Below are 21,874 nucleotides of genomic sequence, written 5' to 3'. Positions count from 1 at the left end.
CTAAACGCCTGGGCGCACACCTAGCGTGTGGCACATTGCGTAAGTCAGTTCTGCACGATTAAGTGTGTAGAAGTGAAAATCTTTCACGCCTTCGCGGCTGAGTACACGAACCATGTCAATGGCTTGACTTGCTCCCACCATTTGACGTGTCACCGGATCATCATCCAACCCTGCGAATTGATTGTGCATCCAGTTAGGAATACGCACATTGGTCATTTTGGCGAATTTTGAAGCCTGCTTAAAGTTCGACACGGGCAAAATGCCAGGGATAATTTCGACATCAATGCCTGCCGCCACACAGCGGTCGCGAAAACGCAAATAGCTTTCCACATCAAAGAAGAACTGAGTAATGGCACGATTTGCCCCAGCATCCACTTTGCGTTTCAGGTTAATCAAATCCGCTTGCGCACTTTTGGCTTCAGGGTGAACTTCAGGGTAAGCCGCGACAGAAATATCAAAGTCCGCTTCTGCTTTTAGTAGCTCAACCAAATCCGATGCATACATCTCCGGCTTTTTGCCTTTCTCTGGCAAATCACCACGCAATGCAACGATATGGCGAATACCACTGTTCCAATAGTCACGAGCAATGGTTTTGAGTTCTTCACGGGAGGCATCAATGCACGTTAAATGCGGAGCGGCTTCAATGCCGGTTTCTTGCTTGATACTTTTCACGATGGAGTGGGTACGATCACGCTCACCCGAGTTTGCGCCATACGTGACAGACATAAATTTAGGTTGAAGAGCTTTCAGACGCTGAACCGATGCCCAGAGCGTTTGCTCCATTGCTTCTGAACTGGGTGGAAAAAATTCGAACGATACATTGATATCGCCATTTAAATCAGAAAGGTTCTGATTCAGTGAGTCCAGATGGCTGGCATGTGAATAACCCATAACGTCTCCCTACTTCGGTGTAAGTTCACCGATAAATCCTTAATGACGACATCCGTTTAGCCGTCTATATGTCTAGATATTGAATTGCGAGCAACTCAATGTCAACTTGCTTATCGTGAAATTTATTCATGATCAATATGCATCATACTCACATAAAAAAAGCAGAGGTTAACCCTCCGCTTTTTTGTCTCGCTTTTCTTGTTATTTGAGCAAGGATGCGATGCGATTCAAATCCGACAATAACGCACCCGCAGTAACATCCCTTCCCGCACCGGGCCCGCGTATCACTAGGGGGTTTTCACGATACCATTGGCTTTCAACAGCGAAGATATTGTCACAAGGAAGCAAGTTCGCCAGTGGATGCTCATCAGACACCACTTCTAAGCCGACGCGCGCTTTTCCATTCCGTGTTAAACGAGCAACGTAACGCAGCACACCATTTTCCGCTTTAGCTTGCTCTAACCAGTCTTCCAGCGCTTCATCAAGTAAGGCACTTTGATCAAGGAAGCCATCGAGAGACAATGACGCTATGGCCTCTGGCACCAAGGATTGCACTTGCACCTGTTCTGGCTCTACATCCAGACCAGACTCGCGCGCCAGTATCACCAGCTTACGCATGACATCCGCACCGCTGAGATCTTCACGCGGATCGGGTTCCGTTAACCCTTGTTGCCACGCTTGCTCAAGCAGCTCACTAAATTTGACATCGCCATTAAATTGCTGGAAAAGCCAAGATAGGGTGCCAGAGAAGATGCCTGACAAGGCGAGAATCTGATCGCCACTTTCGCGCAAATCTCGCACCGTATGGTTAACCGGCAAGCCAGCACCTACCGTGGCATTGTAAAGCCAGTAGCGACCTGTCTTAGCAAACGCATCTTGTACTTGGTGATAATGCTCGCCGCTAGCAGAACCCGCCACTTTGTTGGCTGAAATCAGGTGATAACCATGTTCTGCCAGATCGGGATACTGACCCGCCAGTGGTGCGCTCGCCGTCACATCCAGCACGACAATGTCGTCGTAAGGATGGTTAAGCAAGTTCTGTATCCAGTCCGCCGCTTCGTAAGGCGTTGCCCGCTCACTAAAGTGTTCCATCACCGCATCAGCATCAATACCCGAAAAATCGACCCATTGATGGTGGCTGTCTTGAACTGAAATCAGCTCAAAGTTCATGCCATGGCGTTTTTCTAGTGCACTTTTTTGTTCACTGAATAGGGACAACCAGCGACTACCAATGTTGCCTTTACCGAGCAACACCAGACCAATGCGACGCTGTGCTTGGAACAAGGCACAATGAATGTCTGCAACTAATGAGGACGTGTTGGTTTTGCGCAGCAGTGCGGCAATGCTCAGGCCACTGCTTGATTCGCTGATAAACTCAATCGGCTGACCACGCAGTTGCTGATAGAAACCGTGGCAATGAACTGGGTTCGCCGTGACGCCAGCACCTACTGCCGCCACAAGGCTAAAGCCTTCACGCAATCGAATATCCGCAGGGATGCCTGCATCTTGCAGTTGCTCAAGCACACTGTTAACGACTTCAGCAGTGTAAGCCAATTGAATACGATATTGATCGGCACTGGCAGACAATGCCAGTGGTTGAATTTGATTGCGTGTGAGCAATCGCTCGATGTCACGTCGCGCCACCTGAAAATCATGCCCACGCGGCACATCAAGTTGCAGTAAACACACGTCATTAAGCGAGGTGATAATTTTGGCGCCGCGTCCCGATGCTAATACACGTTCAATACGGGTCGAGCCGGATTCAGGGTCGTAGCTACAACGTAAATTCAGGTCGATGCAGCTTTGCGCTACCGGTTGTAAGGTACGCGTATGCAATACGGGCGCAGCCAGACGAGCAAGCTCTGCCGCTTCATCAAGGCGTAATAGCGGCAAAAGGCAAGCGTCATCAACAAGACGAGGGTCGGCACTGTAAACCCCTGCTACATCACTCCAAATCGTCACACGGCTGACATCGGCAAGTGCACCAATAATGGTGGCGGAATAGTCAGAGCCATTGCGTCCTAGCAGCACAGTTTCGCCCGATGTGTTTTGCGCCATAAACCCAGTGATCACGATGCGACGCTGGGTGTGTTGTACCAGCTGTTCTTTGAGCAATGGCCAAGAGCTGGCGCGATCCACTTCCGGTTGAACCGAGCGCTCTGCACGCAAGAAGCTGCGTGAATCAAGCTTCACAGCAGGCATCTCTTGTTGCGTTAATAACGCAGACAACAAACGCGCTGACCACACTTCACCAAACCCTTGCGCCCATGAACGCTGAGCGATGTTCAGTGGGTTTTCGGCGGCCTGCGCCATCCTGCTGAAATCCTCATACAAGGCATCAACCAAGGACTGCTTGATCTCGCCTTCAATCAGGTTTTCGATCAAATCTTGCTGATACTTACGCAAGCTTTGCAGGGTTTCGTGTGCCAAGCGTCCATCTTTATCCAACAATCCTAGCCATTCGATAAGGCGATTGGTGGTTTTACCGGCGGCTGAAACGACAATAATGTCTGTCGCACCACTATATTGCGCCAGAATTCTCGCCACTCGGCGAAAACAGTCTGGGTCGGCAAGGCTGCTTCCACCAAATTTATGCAATTGGCGGGACGGCGACTGCTGAGGGGATACGACTTCAACCGCGCTCATTACTGATTCTCTCTCACTTTATCGAATGCTTGTTTCAGGTCAGCGACCAAATCCGTATGATCCTCCAGACCGATAGATAAACGCAAGAGGGTTGCAGCAATACCTGCTTCTGCTTGCGCCTCATCAGACATGGCACGATGTGTCATTGAGCCTGGATGTGTGACTAAGCTTTCCACCCCACCAAGGGATTCGGCCAGTGAAAACAGTTCTAGTGCTTTAAGGAACTGCTTCAACGCGTTTTCATCCCCTTCAAGCTCAAAACTCAGCATGCCACCGAAGCCTTTTTGCTGCTTCTTGGCAATGTCATGGCCTGGATGGTCTGGCAGCGCCGGATGGTAAATAACACGCACCAACGGCTCTGTCTGCAAGAACGCTAAGACTTCTGCGCTGTTCTCTTCGTGCTGGCGCATTCTCGCACTCAAGGTGCGTAGGCCTCGTAACGTCATGTAACTATCAAACGCGTTACCCGTCGCGCCGATACAGTTACCCCACCATTTAAGCTCATCAGCTAAGGCTTGCTCTTTAGCAACCACCACACCACCGACGGTATCAGAATGGCCGTTGATGAATTTCGTCGTCGAGTGAACAACGAAATCTGCACCGAGATTCAACGGCTTCTGCAATACAGGAGATAAGAATGTGTTATCCACCCCAACCCACGCACCCACAGCATGGGCTTGTTGGCTAATCGCTTCGATGTCGACAACGCGCAATAGCGGGTTTGATGGCGTTTCAATCCAAACCAGTTTAGGATTTTTTGCCAACGCTGATGCCAATGCGGCTTCATCAGATTGATCAACAAACTCAATCTTAAACGCACCTTTGCGTGCACGGGAATCAAACAAACGGTAAGTACCGCCATAGCAATCATGCGGGGCAACAATCAGGTCATCCGGCCCAACCAAAGAAAGCAGCAGATTGATGGCAGACATGCCACAGTTTGTCACCACGGCACCAGCGCCGTTTTCAAGCTCGGTAAGCGCCGTCTCTAAAAGGTTACGAGTTGGGTTACCACCACGCGCATAGTCATAAGTTGGCACTTCGCCAAACTCAGGGAATTCATAGTTGGTAGAAAGGTAAATAGGAGGAACCACAGCATTGTGCTGAGAATCTGTGGTAATGCCAGTGCGTACGGCAATCGTGGCTGACTTCTTGTCGCTCATGGTGTCTTTCCCTGTCAAAATGCGATCATAATACGAGCAGATAGCGTCAACCTTAACCACTCAGAATCAAGACGTCAATACTTCTGGACGTCTATATGTCTTTACATGTAGCGGTTAATATCGCTAAAATTCGAAATTCATCCAACCTGGGCATCATGCTTCCGGTGTTGACAGCGATTTATCAATGAAACTGCTTAGAAGGTGCACGATGGCAGAGTGGAATGGCGAATATATTAACCCTTACGCCGAGCACGGTAAAAAGAAAGAACAAGTAAAGAAGATCACCGTCTCTATCCCACTGAAAGTGCTTAAAATCCTGACAGATGAGCGTACGCGTCGACAGGTCAATAATTTACGTCATGCCACCAACAGTGAATTGCTGTGTGAAGCGTTTTTGCATGCCTACACAGGCCAACCGCTTCCAACGGATGACGACATTCGCAAAGATAAAGCGGATAGCGTGCCTGCCGAAGTGAAACGCATCATGAAAGAGTTAGGTATCGAGTTTAACGACGAAGAGTATTGATTTCGTCGTCGTAATGACAGAGTAATGAAAAAAACCAGCCAATTAGCTGGTTTTTTTTCGTCAGAAGAAAAACAGTACTATTTTCCTTTCAAGGTACGACAGAAGAATGAAGCGCCTCCGAAACCGCGACATATCTTCCGTGTTTCGTGCTGTTACCTATCTGTCAGCTGTAATTTATCTTCCAGCCGTTATTTGTCTTCCATATAGTTTTCTGGCATTTCAATTCGTGCAACCCCTGACTCTACCGCAGCAACGGCAACAGCTTTTGCTACGCGAGGCAATAGACGTGGGTCCATCGGTTTAGGAATGATGTAATCAATACCAAAGCTGAGCGCATCAACACGGGCCGCTTTTAACACTTCCGCTGGAACTGGCTCTTTCGCCAGTGAACGAATGGCTTCAACCGCCGCTAACTTCATTTCATCATTGATGCGGCTTGCACGTACGTCGAGTGCGCCACGGAAGATGAACGGGAAGCAAAGCACATTGTTTACTTGGTTCGGGTAATCAGAACGACCCGTTCCCATGATCAAATCATCACGCACTTGGTGTGCTAGTTCAGGTTTGATTTCTGGATCTGGGTTTGAGCAAGCAAACACGATAGGTTTATCTGCCATCAACTTAAGCGCATCTGCTGGCAACAAATCTGGGCCAGAAACACCCAAGAAAATGTCTGCACCTTCGATCACATCTTCCAATGTGCGTTTGTCCGTGTTGTTGGCAAACAGCTGCTTGTATTCATTGATGTCATCACGGCGCGTGTGGATCACGCCTTTGCGGTCAAGCATGTAGATCTTTTCACGCTGTGCGCCACATTTGATCAGCAGTTCCATACACGCAACGGCCGCAGCACCCGCACCTAAACAGACAACGACGGCGTCTTCGATGTTTTTGCCTTGCAGTTCCAACGCGTTCAGCATACCTGCCGCCGTGACAATCGCAGTGCCGTGTTGATCGTCGTGGAAAACAGGGACATTACAGCGCTCAATCAATTGCTTTTCGATCTCAAAACAATCCGGTGCTTTGATATCTTCAAGGTTGATGCCACCGAATGTGTCAGAGATATTCGCTACTGTGTCGACAAATTCTTCGATTGTGCGGTGTTTGACTTCGATATCAATCGAATCTAGACCAGCAAAACGTTTGAACAGAAGGGCTTTACCTTCCATAACAGGTTTAGAGGCTAGCGGGCCTAAGTTACCCAAACCAAGAATAGCGGTGCCGTTAGAGATAACCGCAACCATATTGCCTTTTGCGGTATATTTATAAACGTTATCAGCATCTTGTGCGATTTCACGAACGGGTTCGGCCACACCTGGGCTGTACGCCAACGCTAAATCTTCCACGGTATCAGCAGGCTTGGTCACTTCTACCGAGATTTTGCCTGGCACTGGATAGGCGTGATAATCCAGTGCCTGTTGGCGTTTGTCTTCAGACATGTTGTTATTTCCTGATTTTATTCATCGTTATTGGTTAGTTTAAAACCTTGCCACGTTAACGATCTCGCAAGCGAGCAGATCAATGCGTAACAAGTTAAGGGTGAGAACATCCTTACCCTAAATATAATCATAAAATGTTAACGCAGTGAGAATGTGAGAACCACCCCAAACCACGGTTATTCTTCATTAGTATCTTTACTGATTTATGTGACAGGTCGTATATGCAAATTCAAGCATAAAAAAAGGGAGGTGCTTTCGCACCTCCCTTTTTTTTCGAAATCTGCAATATTACTTGCTAGACAACGCACCGAAACGCTTGTTGAAGCGATCAACACGGCCGCCAGTGTCAACAACACGTTGCTTACCAGTGTAGAATGGGTGGCATTTGTCACACACGTCTAGGTTAATGTCTTTACCCATAGTTGTGTTGAATTCAAAAGTGTTGCCGCAAGAACATTTTGCTGTTACTGCTTTGTACTCTGGATGGATACCAGCTTTCATAGGGATAACCTCTAATATAAGGCCGTGTCGCTCTCCCGAGCCTATCGGGCACCACACGTCGTTGACAAAAATTTGTAAGGCGCGAAATTCTAATCAAGGAGACCTGTGATAGCAACTTTTTTGTTCAATTCATTTATTGACTCCCGCCAAGCCCTTTGGTTGCGCCGCGCAAAAGAAAACGCATTGCAGGCTTTGCGCACTTCTTTACCATAGGTACACTGTCGCGATGACTTGTCTCAACCACCTAGACGCTAGGACCTCATGATCCCAACCATCGCTCAAGTGGCATTGCCCGTCCCTCTTCATAAGACCTTTGATTATCTGATTGGCAATGACATGCCAGTGGTCGGTGGACGAGTTCGCGTGCCATTTGGTAAGCAATTCAAAATCGGTATCGTGACGGCACTGACCGACCAATCAGACTTCCCGCTCACACAACTCAAGCCCGTTAATGCTGTTCTCGACGACGCGCCGCTTTGGCCTTCTTCTTTATATAAGGTATTAAACTGGGCGAGTCGCTACTACCAATACCCTTTAGGCGATGCACTGGCGACGGTGATGCCGGGCAGCTTAAGAAAAGGTAAACCTGCGCAGCGAGAACGCGAGCGTGTGTGGCAACTCACTGAGTCGGGACAGAACCATCCGCTCACCGCATTAAGCCGCGCGCCAAAACAAGCGCGAGTGATTACTATGCTTCGCCAAGGCTCCATGGCGCATAGTGATTTATTGGAAAGCGACCTTAGTGCCACTGTCATTAAAGGTGTGGAAGAGAAAGGATGGATTGAAGCCGTTCAGAACGTGCGCCCCAAGCCTTGGACCACGGACTATCGCATCGTTGAAGACAAACCCACCTTGAATCATGAGCAAGCCATGACGGTTGCGACGATTAACGCGAGCCAAGAATTCGGTTGTTATTTGATTGAAGGGGTCACGGGTTCCGGCAAAACCGAAGTGTATCTTAATGCACTGGAACCGGTACTGGCGCGTGGTCAGCAAGCCCTGATTTTGGTGCCTGAAATCGGCTTAACCCCCCAAACCATTAATCGGTTTAAGCGCCGTTTTAACGTGCCCGTTGAAGTCATGCACTCCGCGCTAAACGACACCGAGCGCTTGAATGCATGGCTAGCCGCCAGAGACAATGAAGCGGCCATTATCATTGGTACACGCTCAGCGTTGTTCGCTCCGTTTAAATCGCTCGGCATTATTATTGTCGATGAAGAACATGATGCCTCCTATAAACAGCAGGACTCTTTCCGATACCACGCCCGCGATCTTGCAGTAATGCGTGCACATGAAGAGAACGTGCCTGTTTTACTGGGTTCCGCCACACCATGTTTAGAAAGCCTTCATAACGCCAAGACTGGAAAATATCACCATCTGACGTTATCCAAACGCGCGGGTAACGCCATCAAAGCGAAACATGGCGTGCTCGATATTCGTGGGCTGTATTTAGAAGCGGGGCTATCTGCACCTTTAATTGCCGAGATGCGAAAGCACTTGTCTGAAGGCAATCAGGTGATGTTGTTTTTAAATCGTCGCGGCTACGCACCAGCACTGATGTGCCATGAGTGTGGCTGGCTGGCGGAATGCAAACGCTGCGACGCCTATTACACCTTACACCAACAAAGCCACGAACTGCGTTGTCACCATTGCGGCACGCAACGCCCTATCCCACATCAATGCGGCGGCTGTGGCTCAACACAATTAATCAGCGTCGGTGTCGGCACTGAGCAATTGGAAGCGCAACTCGAAACACTGTTTCCTGAGTTCAAAACCATCCGGATTGACCGTGATAACACGCGCCGCAAAGGCTCGTTAGAAGCCTACCTTGAGGCTATTCATAACAAAGAATATCAAATCCTGATTGGCACACAGATGCTTGCCAAAGGGCACCATTTCCCTGATGTCACCCTCGTGGCACTGGTGGATGTTGACAGCGCCTTGTTCAGCAATGACTTTCGCGCGCCAGAACGCCTAGCCCAACTTTTTGTGCAAGTGGCTGGACGTGCAGGACGTGCTAGCAAGCCTGGTTTTGTCCTACTGCAAACACACCACCCAGAACATGCTTTACTGCAATCCCTTATTAACAAAGGGTATGACAGCTTTGCCACCGAAGCACTGACTGAGCGACAACAGGCCAACTTGCCCCCTTACAGCTTCTTCGCATTGTTTCGTGCAGAAGCCAACCAAAATGAACATGTAGAGCAATTTCTACAGCAAGTCAGAACCATACTTGACGCCTCGCCAATACCAAACGACGAATGCGCAGCCATGGGGCCAGCTCCCGCACCACTTCCTCGTCGTGCTGGTCGCTATCGCTGGCAATTGATTTTTCAAGCACCTAATCGTCGGATTTTGCAACAAAGATTGTCAGTTGCATTGTCTGCCATTCGTCAGCTTCCCCTGTCAAAAAAGGTACGTTGGTCTTTAGATATCGAGCCTCAAGATATGAGCTGAACAAGTTTCATTCCCTTAAACCGACTAAGATCACAGTATTCTTGTAATAACTGTTAACATGACCATGTTTAATACATCGCCATCAGATTAAGATATGAGCTGTTAACAAAAAGTCTTATTGCTGAAGGTCCCTAATCGGGAAGCATTGCCATACATTACGAGCAAGAGGAAAAGCACTATGGCGACAATGAAGGATGTTGCCCATCTGGCTGGCGTCTCTACGGCGACAGTATCGCGTGCGTTGATGAACCCGGAGAAGGTATCAGCGTCGACCCGCAAAAAAGTCGAGCAGGCGGTGATGGAATCAGGGTACAGCCCTAACTCGCTCGCAAGAAATCTTCGTCGCAATGAGTCAAAAACCATTGTGGTGATCGTTCCCGATATTTGTGATCCCTACTTTACAGAGATCATTCGTGGTATCGAAGAAGCAGCCATGGAGCACGGCTATTTAGTACTTCTTGGTGATAGTGGACAACAAGCGAGCCGTGAAAGCTCATTTGTAAACTTAGTCTTCACGAAACAAGCTGACGGCATGCTCCTTTTAGGTACTGATCTCCCATTCGATGTCAGCAAGCCCGAGCAAAAGAACCTGCCTCCTCTTGTGATGGCTTGTGAATATGCTCCAGAACTCGAACTGCCAACGGTGCACATCGATAACCTAACCGCTGCGTTTGAAGCGGTGAACTACCTTACTCAGGTAGGACACAAGCAGATCGCGCAGATCACAGGGGATCCGAATGCAGCATTAACGCAATTTCGCGTTCAAGGCTACCAACAGGCACTTCGTCGTGGTGGCGTGACAGTCAATCCGGCCTATACCGTTGCAGGGGATTTCACCTTTGCCGCAGGCGCTCGTGCTATGACAACCTTGTTGTCGCTGCCGACTCCGCCAACCGCCGTATTCTGTCACTCTGATGTCATGGCAATTGGCGCGCTTCAGCAAGCGAAACGTTTGGGCTTTCGTGTTCCGCACGACATCTCCATCGTCGGCTTCGATGACATCCAGTTCGCCGAGTATTGCGACCCAGCACTGACCACGGTTTCTCAGCCTCGCTATGATATTGGTCGTCAGGCCATGCTTATGCTACTGAAGATACTGAAAGGTAATGATGTTCAAGCGGGTTCACGCTTGCTCGACGCACAATTGGTGATCAGAGAGAGTGTGGCACCACCATCTCGCTAAACTGATAAGCTAGGTACTGGCGCGCTTTCGAGCAAGCCAGTACCATATAGCTTCAACTCGCAGAAAAAGATATCCGAATCAGTGGCAACCCGAGATTATGTCAAACGCGGAAAAGCACCGCGTAAACCCACCAGAAACAGCAAAAAACCGCCTCCAAAATCTGGCTTCCCGCTTAAATGGGCGCTGATTGCGTTAGTCTTGGTGGCGAGCTTTGGCTATGGTCTCTATTTTCTTACCACTAGCGAACCGCCTGCCCAACCTGACACTGAGAAATCAGTGACCAAACCTGTCAGTAAACCTTCCAAACCGCAGAAGAAAGAGGAAAAATTCATTCCTCCTAAACCTGAGGAACAGTGGAGCTATATTGAAGAGCTGGAAAATAAAGAAGTGCAGGTTGAAGCCAACGAGCAAGAGCTCTCCAGCCGCCCGTACCTAATGCAATGTGGTGCTTATCGCAGTGCCAGCCAAGCTGACGAACGTAAAGCTATGATTGCTTTTCAAGGCTTGGAAAGTCACATCAAAACCAGCCAAGGTGAAAAAGGGATTTGGTATCGCGTTGTCATGGGACCGTATCCTTTGAAGCGAGAAGCCGAGCGCGACCGCAACCTTTTACGCCGTGCAGGCATAGAGCCTTGCGCCATCTGGTACTGGAACTAATCCGCCACAATATAAAATCAGGGCAAAGACCGAGTTCTCGTTCTCTTTGCCCTTGAATTTATCTTTTCTCATCCCCACCTCCTGCTTAACAACCCATACTGGCTATAAGCCAGAGAGCAAAGAAGAGGTTCTTCCGTGACGACTATCGTTTCTGTTCGCCGCAACGGCAAAGTAGTAATCGCCGGTGATGGCCAGGTGTCACTGGGTAATACCGTAATGAAAGGCAATGCCCGCAAAGTTCGCCGCCTGTACAACAATAAAGTGTTGGCTGGTTTCGCTGGCGGCACCGCTGATGCCTTCACCCTATTCGAGCGTTTCGAGCGTAAGCTGGAAATGCACCAAGGTCATTTGACCAAAGCCGCGGTAGAGCTCGCTAAAGATTGGCGTTCTGACCGTGCACTGCGCAAGCTAGAAGCACTGCTGTGTGTTGCTGATGAAACCGCGTCTCTGATCATTACCGGTAACGGTGATGTGGTTCAGCCAGAGCACGACATGATCGCCATCGGCTCAGGCGGTAACTTTGCACAGGCAGCAGCCATTGCATTGCTTGAAAACACTGAGTTAGATGCACGCGAAATCGCCGTGAAATCTCTGACCATCGCTGGCGACATCTGTGTCTTCACCAACCAGCACCACACCATCGAAGAACTTGATTACTAAGCAGGATCCCAGCATGTCTGAAATGACCCCACGCGAAATCGTGTCTGAACTAGACCGTCACATTATCGGTCAAACCAAAGCTAAACGTGCCGTTGCGATTGCGCTTCGTAACCGCTGGCGTCGCATGCAGTTGGATGAAGATCTACGTGCAGAAGTGACACCAAAGAACATCCTGATGATCGGTCCTACCGGTGTTGGTAAAACCGAGATCGCACGTCGTCTCGCCAAATTGGCGAATGCACCGTTCATCAAAGTCGAAGCCACCAAGTTCACCGAAGTGGGCTACGTGGGTAAAGAAGTGGAAACCATTATCCGTGACCTGACTGACGTCGCGGTGAAAATGACCCACCAGCAAGCCGTGGAAAAAGTAAAATTCCGCGCTGAAGAATTGGCTGAAGAGCGCATTCTGGATGTCCTACTGCCGCCACCACGCGATGCATGGGGACAGTCTGAAGAACCAAAACCCGATTCGAACACACGTCAAAGCTTCCGTAAGAAGATCCGTGAAGGCAAGCTAGACGACAAAGAAATAGAAATCGATGTTGCCGCTCCGCAAATGAGCATGGAAATCATGGCCCCTCCGGGCATGGAAGAAATGACCAATCAATTGCAGGGCATGTTCCAAAACCTCGGTGGTGGTAACACGTCTAAAAAGCGCAAAATGAAGCTTAAAGACGCGTTGAAAGCCGTGACGGAAGAAGAAGCTGCAAAGCTGGTCAATCAAGAAGAATTGAAAGACCAAGCCATCCACATGGTTGAGAACAACGGCATCGTCTTCATCGATGAAATCGACAAAATCTGTAAGCGTGGCGAAAGCTCAGGCCCAGACGTATCTCGTGAAGGTGTTCAGCGCGACTTACTTCCATTGGTTGAAGGCAGTACCGTTTCTACCAAACATGGCATGGTACGTACTGACCATATCTTGTTCATCGCATCAGGTGCTTTCCAAGTGGCAAGCCCGTCTGATTTGATCCCAGAACTGCAAGGTCGTCTACCGATCCGTGTTGAACTGGAAGCGCTATCAGCGTCTGATTTCCAACGTATCCTCGTTGAGCCTAACGCATCGTTGACTGAGCAATACTCAGCGCTGATGGGTACCGAGCAGTTGAACCTGACCTTCACGCCAGATGGCATTGAAGAAATCGCTAACGCCGCATGGCGTGTGAACGAGCGTACCGAAAACATCGGTGCACGTCGTCTACACACTGTGATGGAGCGTTTGGTGGATGAAGTGTCATTTGACGCGAGTGAGCGTGGCGGCGAATCCGTTGAGATCAACTCAGAATACGTGCGTAACTGCCTAGAAGAGTTGGTTGACGACGAAGATCTCAGCCGCTTCATTCTGTAATTTTACAGAATCAGTCAAAATGGGGTGGCCTTGGCTACCCCTTTTTTATTGCCTTTTCACCGGCCTTGTATTGCACTGTTTATGATTTATTGGTGTGATTGAGCCATCAAATTCAGTAAATCCTGCGCTTTCATTGCCCCACGAAGTAAAAAAACCAATAATGAGGCCAGTTATCACACACGCTTTTTTTGGTTATGTCCTCATCCACACTCAAAACTTGGCTTGATGCCGCTCGCCCCAAAACCTTGCCGTTGGCTATCGCATGCATATTGTGCGGAAGCGCCGTCGCCGCAAAGACCGGACATTTTTCCGCATTACTCACGGTACTCGCGCTCATCACTGCCCTGCTTTTGCAGATCTTATCTAACCTCGCTAACGATTATGGCGACGCAGTAAAAGGCACAGATAACGATGATCGTCTTGGCCCTAAACGCGCTATGCAACAAGGTCTAGTGACGCCGAAGACCATGAAAAATGCCATGGCATTGAATGTGTGCCTGATCATGGCTGTGGGCGCGTCTTTAGTACTCAGCGCATTTGACAATGCCACCGATATTGTCAGTTTTATCGGACTCGGTGCGCTCGCGATTCTCGCCGCCATTTGCTACACCGTGGGCAACAAGCCCTATGGCTATCAAGGGTTAGGCGATCTTTCCGTGTTGATATTCTTCGGTTGGCTAGGCGTGGCTGGCACCTACTACCTGCAAGCGGGCATCTTGGATTCCGCTGTGCTGTTACCCGCCACCGCCTGTGGTCTGCTCGCAGTCGGCGTTCTTAACATCAACAACCTTCGAGACATTGATAACGACCAAGCCTGTGGAAAGTACACCTTGGTGGTCCGCATGGGCGCGGATTGGGGACGAAACTATCACCTCGTTATCTTGGTCACGGCTTACTGTTGTTTTGCCTTATTTGCGCTGCTAGAACACACCGGCTTCACTGGATGGCTATTCATGATGTCGCTACCGCTCGCCATCGAACATGGCAAAGCAGTATCAGCCTCGCAAGACGGTGAAGCGTTACGTCCAATGATGGGAGACATGGTCAAAGTCGCGCTCTTAACCAACGTGCTGTTTGCGGCTGGCATCCTACTTCATTGATACACATTTTAAGAGGCTGACTGATTTATGTCCTCAGTCATTGCAATGCCCTACCGTGTCGTTATACTTTTTTGCATAGGGTGGCGTCTGACATCCGTCGGATTGCCACAAATTTGCCTTTTCGGCACCGTTAAGCCCAAAGAAGAAGTCTGATTATGGAATACAATACCTCAGAGTTATGCGACGCATATTTGGAGCAGGTTGATGTACTGGAACCTATGATGAGCTCTTACGGTGGTCGTAGTTCATTTGGTGGTCAAATCACCATCATAAAATGCTATGAAAACAACAGCCTGATCCGTGAAGTTGCCGAACAAAACGGTGTCGGCCGTGTGATGCTAATCGATGGTGGCGGTTCATTGCGTCGTGCACTTATTGATGCTGAAATTGCTAAAACGGCAGCAGAAAATGGCTGGGAAGGTTTAGTGGTTTACGGCTGTGTTCGCGATGTCGACTCGCTAGATGAAATTGATATTGGCATTCAAGCTTTGGCGTCATTCCCAGTTGGAGCAGAAAGCTCAGACACTGGAATGGGAGTTGGCGAATCTGATGTACCCGTGAACTTTGGCGGCGTCACCTTCATTCCTGAAGATCATCTCTACGCGGATAATACAGGCGTTATCTTATCTCAAGAGTCCATTGATATTGAGTAAGCTGCCAGAGGGTAATACGATCTATTGACGCTATTTGCAGCGCCAATAAATCACTTACTCGCTATGTCTAGCCTGATCTGACGCAGACCTGGTATAAGCACATAGAAAAACAGAGCCCATCGGCTCTGTTTTATTATTCTACTTCTTCAATCTTGCCAAGCAGACTACGAATGCGTTGCTGCCATGCGTCCTGATCGGCGCGAAGGCGAGCATTTTCCTGCTCTAATGAATCACGGTTTTCACGCACAGCCTCTGACTCACGACCAAGCGTTTCGTTTTGTTCTTTCAGTTCTTCAAGTTCCATCTGAAGCAGAGAAATGGTATCTACTGCCATTTGAACTTTGGCTTCAAGCTGCTCTAAAATTTCCAATGACATCAAGGCCACCTATGTTTTCCAACGTCTAAGCGCAAATGCGCAATCTTCGTCAAGGCTTGCCCTATAAGGCTTTTCTACCTTGCACGTCCCAGAAAACCTATTCTAACGGGGCATTGCGCCAGTCGCACCTTTCTAATTCACTTTTGGATCACAAGCGAACAAAAAACCATCAATTCTTGCCATTTTCCGCCCCTACGCCTTGCCTTCGACTTACCCCAAAACGTTGTGATGACTAAAAATGCGACTTAATTCAATTTCTATTCACTCGTTGCGTGATAGGTTAATAAGGATCGTATCTCTCTTGGAATACTCCAAGACTTGCCGACATCGGCTGGGCTGACACTTCTGTTGTCAGCCTTTTTCTTTCCTGCCAACCTTTCGCCATTCATATTCGAATACTCATACACTCTGCAATATGAGACGGACAATGTTCGAATTCGACCATATAATTCGCAATCAATGAGCGAACGCACATTTTGCCACCCATAGACTTCACGAAAACTGTTTCGCCACTAAAGTAAGCAAAGTGATGAGGGTCAAGACACCAGAGGCCAGTCAGAAACCAAAGGTTAAGTAAAAACCAAGCCGCACTATGCTTTTAAAAAGGACTACAGAGGACGCACCATGAGCACCGAACAAAAATACGTTGTCGCGTTAGATCAAGGAACGACCAGTTCCCGAGCCGTGATCCTTGACCACGACGCAAATATTGTCACGGTCGTCCAGCGAGAATTCCCGCAAATCTATCCTCAGTCAGGCTGGGTTGAACACGATCCGCTAGAGATTTACGCCACACAAATGTCTACCTTGGTTGAAGCCATCGGCAAAATGGGTATCCGTTCAGATGAAATCGCGGCTCTCGGTATCACTAACCAGCGTGAAACCACCATTGTTTGGAACCGCCATACAGGCAAACCCATCTACAACGCCATTGTGTGGCAGTGCCGCCGCACCGCACCTATCTGCGAACAGTTAAAGTCTGATGGTCTTGAAGACTACATTCGCGAGAACACAGGCTTAGTGGTCGACCCTTATTTTTCAGGCACAAAAATCAAATGGATCCTCGATCATGTTGAGGGGTCGTATGAGTTGGCTGAAAAAGGCGACCTGCTATTCGGCACCGTCGATACCTGGCTCATTTGGAAAATGACCCAAGGAAAGGTTCACGTCACGGACTACACCAATGCCAGTCGCACCATGCTGTTTAACATCAATTCGCTCGAATGGGACGAGACGCTTCTCAACGCTCTCGGGATCCCTCGCGCCATGATGCCGGAAGTCAAATCGTCCTCTGAGGTTTATGGCAAAGCCAACCTCGGCGGCAAAGGCGGCACGCGCGTTCCTATTGCAGGCATTGCAGGCGACCAACAAGCCGCACTGTTTGGTCAAATGTGCGTGGAAGCAGGACAAGCAAAGAACACCTACGGCACGGGTTGCTTCTTGCTCATGAATACCGGAAAAGAAAAAGTTACCTCTCACAATGGTCTATTGACCACCCTCGCCTGCGGCCCGAAAGGTGAAGTTGCCTATGCACTTGAAGGGGCGGTATTTATGGGCGGCGCGTCGATTCAATGGCTTCGTGACGAAATGCACTTGATTAAAGATGCCAAAGACTCCGAATACTTCGCCACCAAAGTCGATACCAGCAATGGTGTGTACGTCGTTCCTGCATTTACTGGACTTGGTGCGCCGCATTGGGACCCTTACGCACGTGGCACCATCGTTGGGATCACACGAGGCGTCAATGCCAACCACATTATTCGCGCCACCCTCGAAGGCATTGCTTACCAATCTCTCGACGTGTTAAACGCCATGGAAGCGGATTCCGGCATCAAACTCGATTTTCTCAAAGTCGATGGGGGCGCTGTTGCCAACAACTTCCTGATGCAATTCCAATCTGACGTGCTGAACACCGAAGTACATCGCCCTAAAGTCACTGAAGTCACCGCATTAGGATCGGCCTACTTAGCAGGTCTCGCTGTCGGGTTCTGGGGCAGCATTGATGAACTAAAAAACAAAGCCGAGATTGACCGACGCTTTAGCCCAAGTAATGACGATGGAAAACGAGAGCGTCGCCATCGCGGTTGGAAGCGAGCCGTCGAGTGCTCAAAAGGGTGGGCAGTCGAGTAACCTCACGCTAATGGTCTGACTGTGCATCGAAAAAGGGGCTTGCCCCTTTTTTCTTGCCACAAAAACGCAAACGTTTCCTTTTTGCATATGGTAGAATCCGCGCCGAGTTTTTTCGCTATCAGACAACGATGCTGATGGCTTTTGATTCCACAAAATAATGACACTGGAGATCGGATGAAACGCGATTTAGCGATGGCTTTTTCACGCGTCACAGAGGGCGCGGCACTGGCGGGTCACAAGTGGCTTGGCCGCGGTGACAAGAACGCAGCAGACGGTGCAGCAGTAGAAGTAATGCGTATTCTTCTGAACAAAACCGAAATCGAAGGTGAAATTGTTATTGGTGAAGGCGAAATCGATGATGCGCCGATGCTATTCATTGGTGAGAAAGTCGGTTTAGGCGGCGATGCCGTTGATATTGCTGTCGATCCAATCGAAGGCACTCGCATGACCGCGATGGGCCAATCCAATGCGCTGGCAGTGCTCGCTGCCGCAGAGAAAGGCAGCTTCTTGAAAGCACCTGACATGTACATGGAAAAGTTGTGTGTCGGCCCTGAAGCCAAAGGCGTGATCAATCTTGACCTGCCACTGCGTGACAACCTGATCAACGTCGCCAAAGCCTTGGGTAAATCGTTGGATGAATTGGTGGTAACGACGCTGGCCAAACCTCGTCATGACGACACCATCCGCGAAATGCAGGAAATGGGCGTGAAAGTGTTCGCCATTCCTGATGGTGATGTTGCGGCCTCGATCCTGACCTGTATGCCAGACAACGAAGTTGACCTGATGTACGGCATTGGCGGCGCACCAGAAGGTGTGGTTTCTGCTGCAGTTATCCGCGCACTGGGCGGTGACATGAATGGCCGTTTGATCCCTCGCCACGAAGTTAAAGAAGACAACGAAGAAAACCGTCGCTTGGGCGAGATCGAAATCGCACGATGCAAAGAAATGGGCATCGAAACCAACATCTGTTTGAGCATGGCTGACATGGCAAGCAGCGACAACGTGATTTTCTCGGCAACCGGTATCACCAAAGGCGACCTGCTGGAAGGCATTACCCGTAAGGGCAACATTGCGACCACGGAAACCCTGCTTATTCGTGGTAAGTGCCGTACTATTCGTCGCGTTAAATCGATCCACTATTTGGATCGTAAAGACGATGCAGTGAAAGCTATCATCCTGTAATTGTCATCGTCCACAATGGAAGAGTCATGATTTGAAAAAGCACGCCTAGGCGTGCTTTTTTATTGCCTGCGTTATGTCTCTTGCTTAGGGTTTACCTTCGCTGGGGGTCGCTTAAAGAGCGCCAGCAACGGGATCAAGACAATGTAAGACACCATGATAAAACCGAACGAGTAAACAAACGCCAGCAACGTCGATTGCTCATGCAATAGCTGCGTCACGGAGGCGATGAAACTCGGATCTGTCACCGCCACGCCCTTAGAGGCAGCAAGTTGTTGAACGGCAGGATTGTCCGGCGTGATTCCTCCGCCGAGTGCATGCCATTCTTTTTGCTGAATTTGGCTAAAGTAAGTGTTCACGATAGAAATCCCAAACGAGCTACCTAAGGTTCGACAAAGGTTGAAGACCACCGCCCCACCCACAGTGTTGTTGGGTGATAGCGTGGCATACGCCAGCTGGCTAAGTGGCGCAAACACCAGCCCCATACCCGCACCTTGAATGATGCTCGGCAACAGCACCCAATAAACATCAATGTCGAGCGAGTAGCTCATCATCATGAAGCTACCAATGCCATTGAGCACCAAGCCCACCACAATCAACATTCGTGGATCGAGCCGGTCGATGATACGAGAAATCGATATCAGCACAATTGCAGAAGCAATGCCACGCGGTGCCATCACGAAACCGGTGGTATCAACGGGGTAATTCAGCAGTTGTTCTAGCATCATGGGTTGCAGCTGGGTAATGCCAAACATCCCCATCGAAAAACCTGTCATGACAATGCACGAGAGCAACAGGTTTCTGTCTTTTAGCAGCCACATGGGCGCAATATCGCCTTTGGTTTTGAACGATCGCAGCAAGAAAAACGCCCACGCCATCATGCTAATGATAAAGGCGAACAAGATCGTGTTAGAGCTAAACCAGCCATCTTGGTTGCCACGTTCAAGCACTAACTGCAGCAAGCCAATACCAATTGCCATGCCAAACACCAGCGGCCAATCCACGGATGTCTTGTCGCGTCCGTCCAAACGCACGAAGACTGCCAGCAAGCTCAAACACAACAGGCCAACGGGCACATTCACATAGAATATCCAACGCCAATCCATGTGTTCGGTGATCACGCCGCCGACGGTAGGGCCAAGAATCGGACCGAGCAATATGCCAACCGAGAACAATGCCATGGCCTTGCCGCGTTCTTCTGGCGGATAGATTTGGATCATGATGGATTGAGACAGCGGGATCACCGATGCCCCAAATGCGCCTTGCAGAATACGAAATACGATCATTTCCGTCAGCGAGTCCGCCTGCCCACACGCAGCCGACATCACCATAAACCCAGCTACCGAAACCAAAAGCAAACGCCGAGAACCAAAGCGCAGGCTGAAATAACTCGCCAGTGGGATGAAAATCGCTTCTGCCATTGAGTAAGACGTGAGCACCCACGTCACTTGCTCAGAGGTCACACCTAACGACCCCATCATGTGCGGTAGTGACACATTGGCGATCGTCATGTCGAGTAACACCATGATGGCAGAGAGCATCACTGCCAGCGTGATCATTAAACGTCCTGGCCCTGCTGGCAGCGGGCCATGTGCGTTAGGCGAAGAGGCGCTGCTACTGGCTGTCATCGCTATTGCCTTTAGCAGGGTTTTGCGTGTCTGAACTTAACGTATCGTTGCTAAAAGTGTCTATGGTCACAGTTGCGCTCGCACCAACGCGTAAGGGTCGTGTATTCCCGTCTGTTTTAATGCTTAAGCGCACAGGAAAGCGTTGCGGTACTTTGACCCAGTTACCCGTGGCATTTTCAGGAGGAAGCAAGGAGAACGAGGAACCACTGGCCGGAGATATCGCCTCAACCACGCCGCTGAAAGAGGTATCCGAATACATGTCCAGCACGATGGTGGCCATCATGTCCGCACCGATATGGCCAATGTCATCTTCTTTGTAATTGGCCTCCACCCAAAATGAATTATCTTCAATCAAAGGCATGAGCGCCTGTCCAGGCGCTACCACACTGCCGGGGCGAACTTTTACATCGCCTAACGTCCCTGAAGTGGGTGCAATAATCGAGGTATACGAAAGATTAAGTGATGCTTCAGACAATGCCGCTGCCGCTTGACGCACGAGAGGCGCCGCGGAGCCCGATGCCCCTTGCTCACTGATCAACTGCGACATATCAGCCCGCGCCGCATCCAAATTATTTTTGGCGGCAGCCAATTCTGCTTTTAGATCACTACCGGTTTGTTTAGGCAATAATCCCTTTTCCACCAGCGCCATATTGCGTCGATATTTCGCTTCGACATCCAGCAGTTGTGCTGATGCGGCTCGAATTCTGGCACTTGCCCCAACAATCGCATCACTGGTTGCCTTGTTGGCGGCGGTGGCATTTTCATAGGCGGCTTGCGCTTGTTCAACACGCGCTTGATAGGCAGACGGGTCTATTCGGGCAATCACTGCCCCTTTATCAATATGCTGAAAATCATCCACGTTCACTTCAATCAATTGACCACTCACCTGCGGTGCAATGTATAAGATATTACCGTGGACATAAGCATCATCCGTGCTGGGATATTTTTCCTGATGGCGAACATAGAAATACGCAGCAGCAACTAACACCGCCACAACACCAACGAGAATGAAAACGTTACGAAAAGGAAAACCACGTTTTTCAGCCATGAAACCTCCCAGTAAACCCATAATGTGACCTATACGCGCAGGTCAAGTTGGGAGAGTCTAGTAACAGGGGTGAAGCTTTGCGGCCTAATACGGCGTCACTCATCAAGTTTCTTATGCGGGTTTTAAAGTTGTGACAGTACTTCTCACTTTAATGACATCCCTCGCCAAGCGGCTTCTGCATTGACGCTGGCCTGCATGGGCCACCAACCTCATCTTCACAACGCCTGTAATTGTTAAGTAAAGACATTGCTTTATTTAGCAAGCTCGCTTCATAATGGAACGTAAAGAA

18 protein-coding genes are annotated in these 21,874 nt (G+C 49.4%); 10 read left to right on the top strand and 8 right to left on the bottom strand.

Annotation, left to right across the window (positions count from 1 at the left end):
- From metF to Q365_RS0124730, 3 genes are all read right to left on the bottom strand, one after another.
- Complete coding sequence (gene metF / locus Q365_RS0124740) at positions 1-891, bottom strand: methylenetetrahydrofolate reductase (protein WP_028025886.1); 891 nt, start codon at positions 889-891, stop codon at positions 1-3.
- Positions 892-1,092: 201 nt separating this feature from the next.
- Positions 1,093-3,537 (bottom strand): bifunctional aspartate kinase/homoserine dehydrogenase II, encoded by a 2,445-nt coding sequence (locus Q365_RS0124735; RefSeq protein WP_028025885.1) that lies wholly within the window; start codon positions 3,535-3,537, stop codon positions 1,093-1,095.
- A complete protein-coding gene (locus tag Q365_RS0124730; RefSeq protein ID WP_028025884.1) occupies positions 3,537-4,700 on the bottom strand; it encodes an O-succinylhomoserine (thiol)-lyase in 1,164 nt (387 codons plus the stop codon). The genes Q365_RS0124735 and Q365_RS0124730 overlap by 1 nt, the downstream gene beginning before the upstream one ends.
- Before the next feature lie 208 nt (positions 4,701-4,908).
- Between Q365_RS0124730 and metJ the strand changes: the two genes are divergently transcribed.
- A complete protein-coding gene (gene metJ, locus Q365_RS0124725; RefSeq protein WP_028025883.1) occupies positions 4,909-5,226 on the top strand; it encodes a met regulon transcriptional regulator MetJ in 318 nt (105 codons plus the stop codon).
- Positions 5,227-5,414: 188 nt separating this feature from the next.
- Here the strand turns inward: metJ and Q365_RS0124720 are convergent, their stop codons facing one another.
- On the bottom strand, positions 5,415-6,665 hold the full coding sequence (locus Q365_RS0124720; protein WP_028025882.1) for a malic enzyme-like NAD(P)-binding protein: 1,251 nt from the start codon (positions 6,663-6,665) through the stop codon (positions 5,415-5,417).
- Between the two features lie 288 nt (positions 6,666-6,953).
- A complete protein-coding gene (rpmE, locus tag Q365_RS0124715) occupies positions 6,954-7,166 on the bottom strand; it encodes a 50S ribosomal protein L31 (RefSeq protein WP_028025881.1) in 213 nt (70 codons plus the stop codon).
- 261 nt (positions 7,167-7,427) lie between these two features.
- On the opposite strand from rpmE, the gene priA reads away from it, so the two are divergent.
- The 7 genes from priA to rraA all read left to right on the top strand — a co-directional run bounded on the left by priA (position 7,428) and on the right by rraA (position 15,224).
- On the top strand, positions 7,428-9,623 hold the full coding sequence (gene priA, locus Q365_RS0124710) for a primosomal protein N' (RefSeq protein ID WP_028025880.1): 2,196 nt from the start codon (positions 7,428-7,430) through the stop codon (positions 9,621-9,623).
- A 154-nt stretch (positions 9,624-9,777) separates the two neighbouring features.
- Positions 9,778-10,806, top strand: a complete 1,029-nt coding sequence (gene cytR / locus Q365_RS0124705; protein ID WP_274164498.1) for a DNA-binding transcriptional regulator CytR — start codon at positions 9,778-9,780, stop codon at positions 10,804-10,806.
- An 81-nt stretch (positions 10,807-10,887) separates the two neighbouring features.
- Positions 10,888-11,463 carry an SPOR domain-containing protein gene (locus tag Q365_RS0124700; RefSeq protein ID WP_028025878.1) on the top strand — a complete coding sequence of 192 codons (576 nt, stop codon included), beginning with the start codon at positions 10,888-10,890 and terminating at the stop codon, positions 11,461-11,463.
- Between the two features lie 135 nt (positions 11,464-11,598).
- The gene (gene hslV / locus Q365_RS0124695; RefSeq protein ID WP_017009572.1) at positions 11,599-12,123 is read left to right on the top strand and encodes an ATP-dependent protease subunit HslV; all 525 of its coding nucleotides are present in this window, start codon (positions 11,599-11,601) and stop codon (positions 12,121-12,123) included.
- A 13-nt stretch (positions 12,124-12,136) separates the two neighbouring features.
- Positions 12,137-13,471, top strand: coding sequence for an HslU--HslV peptidase ATPase subunit (gene hslU / locus Q365_RS0124690; protein WP_028025877.1), 1,335 nt, complete (start codon positions 12,137-12,139; stop codon positions 13,469-13,471).
- A 194-nt stretch (positions 13,472-13,665) separates the two neighbouring features.
- Complete coding sequence (locus Q365_RS0124685) at positions 13,666-14,571, top strand: 1,4-dihydroxy-2-naphthoate polyprenyltransferase (protein WP_028025876.1); 906 nt, start codon at positions 13,666-13,668, stop codon at positions 14,569-14,571.
- 155 nt (positions 14,572-14,726) lie between these two features.
- The gene (gene rraA / locus Q365_RS0124680) at positions 14,727-15,224 is read left to right on the top strand and encodes a ribonuclease E activity regulator RraA (protein ID WP_028025875.1); all 498 of its coding nucleotides are present in this window, start codon (positions 14,727-14,729) and stop codon (positions 15,222-15,224) included.
- 133 nt (positions 15,225-15,357) lie between these two features.
- Here the strand turns inward: rraA and zapB are convergent, their stop codons facing one another.
- On the bottom strand, positions 15,358-15,600 hold the full coding sequence (gene zapB / locus Q365_RS0124675) for a cell division protein ZapB (RefSeq protein ID WP_028025874.1): 243 nt from the start codon (positions 15,598-15,600) through the stop codon (positions 15,358-15,360).
- A 624-nt stretch (positions 15,601-16,224) separates the two neighbouring features.
- On the opposite strand from zapB, the gene glpK reads away from it, so the two are divergent.
- Both glpK and glpX read left to right on the top strand, forming a co-directional pair.
- On the top strand, positions 16,225-17,730 hold the full coding sequence (glpK, locus tag Q365_RS0124670) for a glycerol kinase GlpK (protein WP_028025873.1): 1,506 nt from the start codon (positions 16,225-16,227) through the stop codon (positions 17,728-17,730).
- 174 nt (positions 17,731-17,904) lie between these two features.
- Entirely contained in the window at positions 17,905-18,912 is a 1,008-nt protein-coding gene (gene glpX / locus Q365_RS0124665; RefSeq protein WP_028025872.1) for a class II fructose-bisphosphatase, read from the top strand.
- A gap of 71 nt (positions 18,913-18,983) precedes the next feature.
- On the opposite strand, the gene Q365_RS0124660 is transcribed toward glpX, so the two are convergent.
- Together Q365_RS0124660 and Q365_RS0124655 are read right to left on the bottom strand one after the other, a co-directional pair.
- The gene (locus tag Q365_RS0124660) at positions 18,984-20,468 is read right to left on the bottom strand and encodes a DHA2 family efflux MFS transporter permease subunit (RefSeq protein WP_245621619.1); all 1,485 of its coding nucleotides are present in this window, start codon (positions 20,466-20,468) and stop codon (positions 18,984-18,986) included.
- A gap of 55 nt (positions 20,469-20,523) precedes the next feature.
- Positions 20,524-21,585: an HlyD family secretion protein gene (locus Q365_RS0124655; protein ID WP_028025870.1), complete on the bottom strand. Its 1,062-nt coding sequence runs from the start codon at positions 21,583-21,585 to the stop codon at positions 20,524-20,526.
- Between the last annotated feature and the right edge of the window lie 289 nt (positions 21,586-21,874).

The sequence above is a fragment of the Enterovibrio calviensis DSM 14347 genome, from assembly GCF_000621165.1.
Taxonomy (GTDB): domain Bacteria; phylum Pseudomonadota; class Gammaproteobacteria; order Enterobacterales; family Vibrionaceae; genus Enterovibrio; species Enterovibrio calviensis.
Note: the sequence above shows the minus strand (reverse complement) of the source record. Positions and strands in the feature narration are given on the sequence as shown.

Bases quoted from the DNA above. Each gene is read 5' to 3' on its own strand.
- metF (WP_028025886.1), bottom strand. From the start codon at position 891: ATGGGTTATTCACATGCCAGCCATCTGGACTCACTGAATCAGAACCTT.
- Q365_RS0124735 (WP_028025885.1), bottom strand. From the start codon at position 3,537: ATGAGCGCGGTTGAAGTCGTATCCCCTCAGCAGTCGCCGTCCCGCCAA.
- Q365_RS0124730 (WP_028025884.1), bottom strand. From the start codon at position 4,700: ATGAGCGACAAGAAGTCAGCCACGATTGCCGTACGCACTGGCATTACC.
- metJ (WP_028025883.1), top strand. From the start codon at position 4,909: ATGGCAGAGTGGAATGGCGAATATATTAACCCTTACGCCGAGCACGGT.
- Q365_RS0124720 (WP_028025882.1), bottom strand. From the start codon at position 6,665: ATGTCTGAAGACAAACGCCAACAGGCACTGGATTATCACGCCTATCCA.
- rpmE (WP_028025881.1), bottom strand. From the start codon at position 7,166: ATGAAAGCTGGTATCCATCCAGAGTACAAAGCAGTAACAGCAAAATGT.
- priA (WP_028025880.1), top strand. From the start codon at position 7,428: ATGATCCCAACCATCGCTCAAGTGGCATTGCCCGTCCCTCTTCATAAG.
- hslU (WP_028025877.1), top strand. From the start codon at position 12,137: ATGTCTGAAATGACCCCACGCGAAATCGTGTCTGAACTAGACCGTCAC.
- Q365_RS0124685 (WP_028025876.1), top strand. From the start codon at position 13,666: ATGTCCTCATCCACACTCAAAACTTGGCTTGATGCCGCTCGCCCCAAA.
- rraA (WP_028025875.1), top strand. From the start codon at position 14,727: ATGGAATACAATACCTCAGAGTTATGCGACGCATATTTGGAGCAGGTT.
- zapB (WP_028025874.1), bottom strand. From the start codon at position 15,600: ATGTCATTGGAAATTTTAGAGCAGCTTGAAGCCAAAGTTCAAATGGCA.
- glpK (WP_028025873.1), top strand. From the start codon at position 16,225: ATGAGCACCGAACAAAAATACGTTGTCGCGTTAGATCAAGGAACGACC.
- glpX (WP_028025872.1), top strand. From the start codon at position 17,905: ATGAAACGCGATTTAGCGATGGCTTTTTCACGCGTCACAGAGGGCGCG.
- Q365_RS0124660 (WP_245621619.1), bottom strand. From the start codon at position 20,468: ATGATCACGCTGGCAGTGATGCTCTCTGCCATCATGGTGTTACTCGAC.
- Q365_RS0124655 (WP_028025870.1), bottom strand. From the start codon at position 21,585: ATGGCTGAAAAACGTGGTTTTCCTTTTCGTAACGTTTTCATTCTCGTT.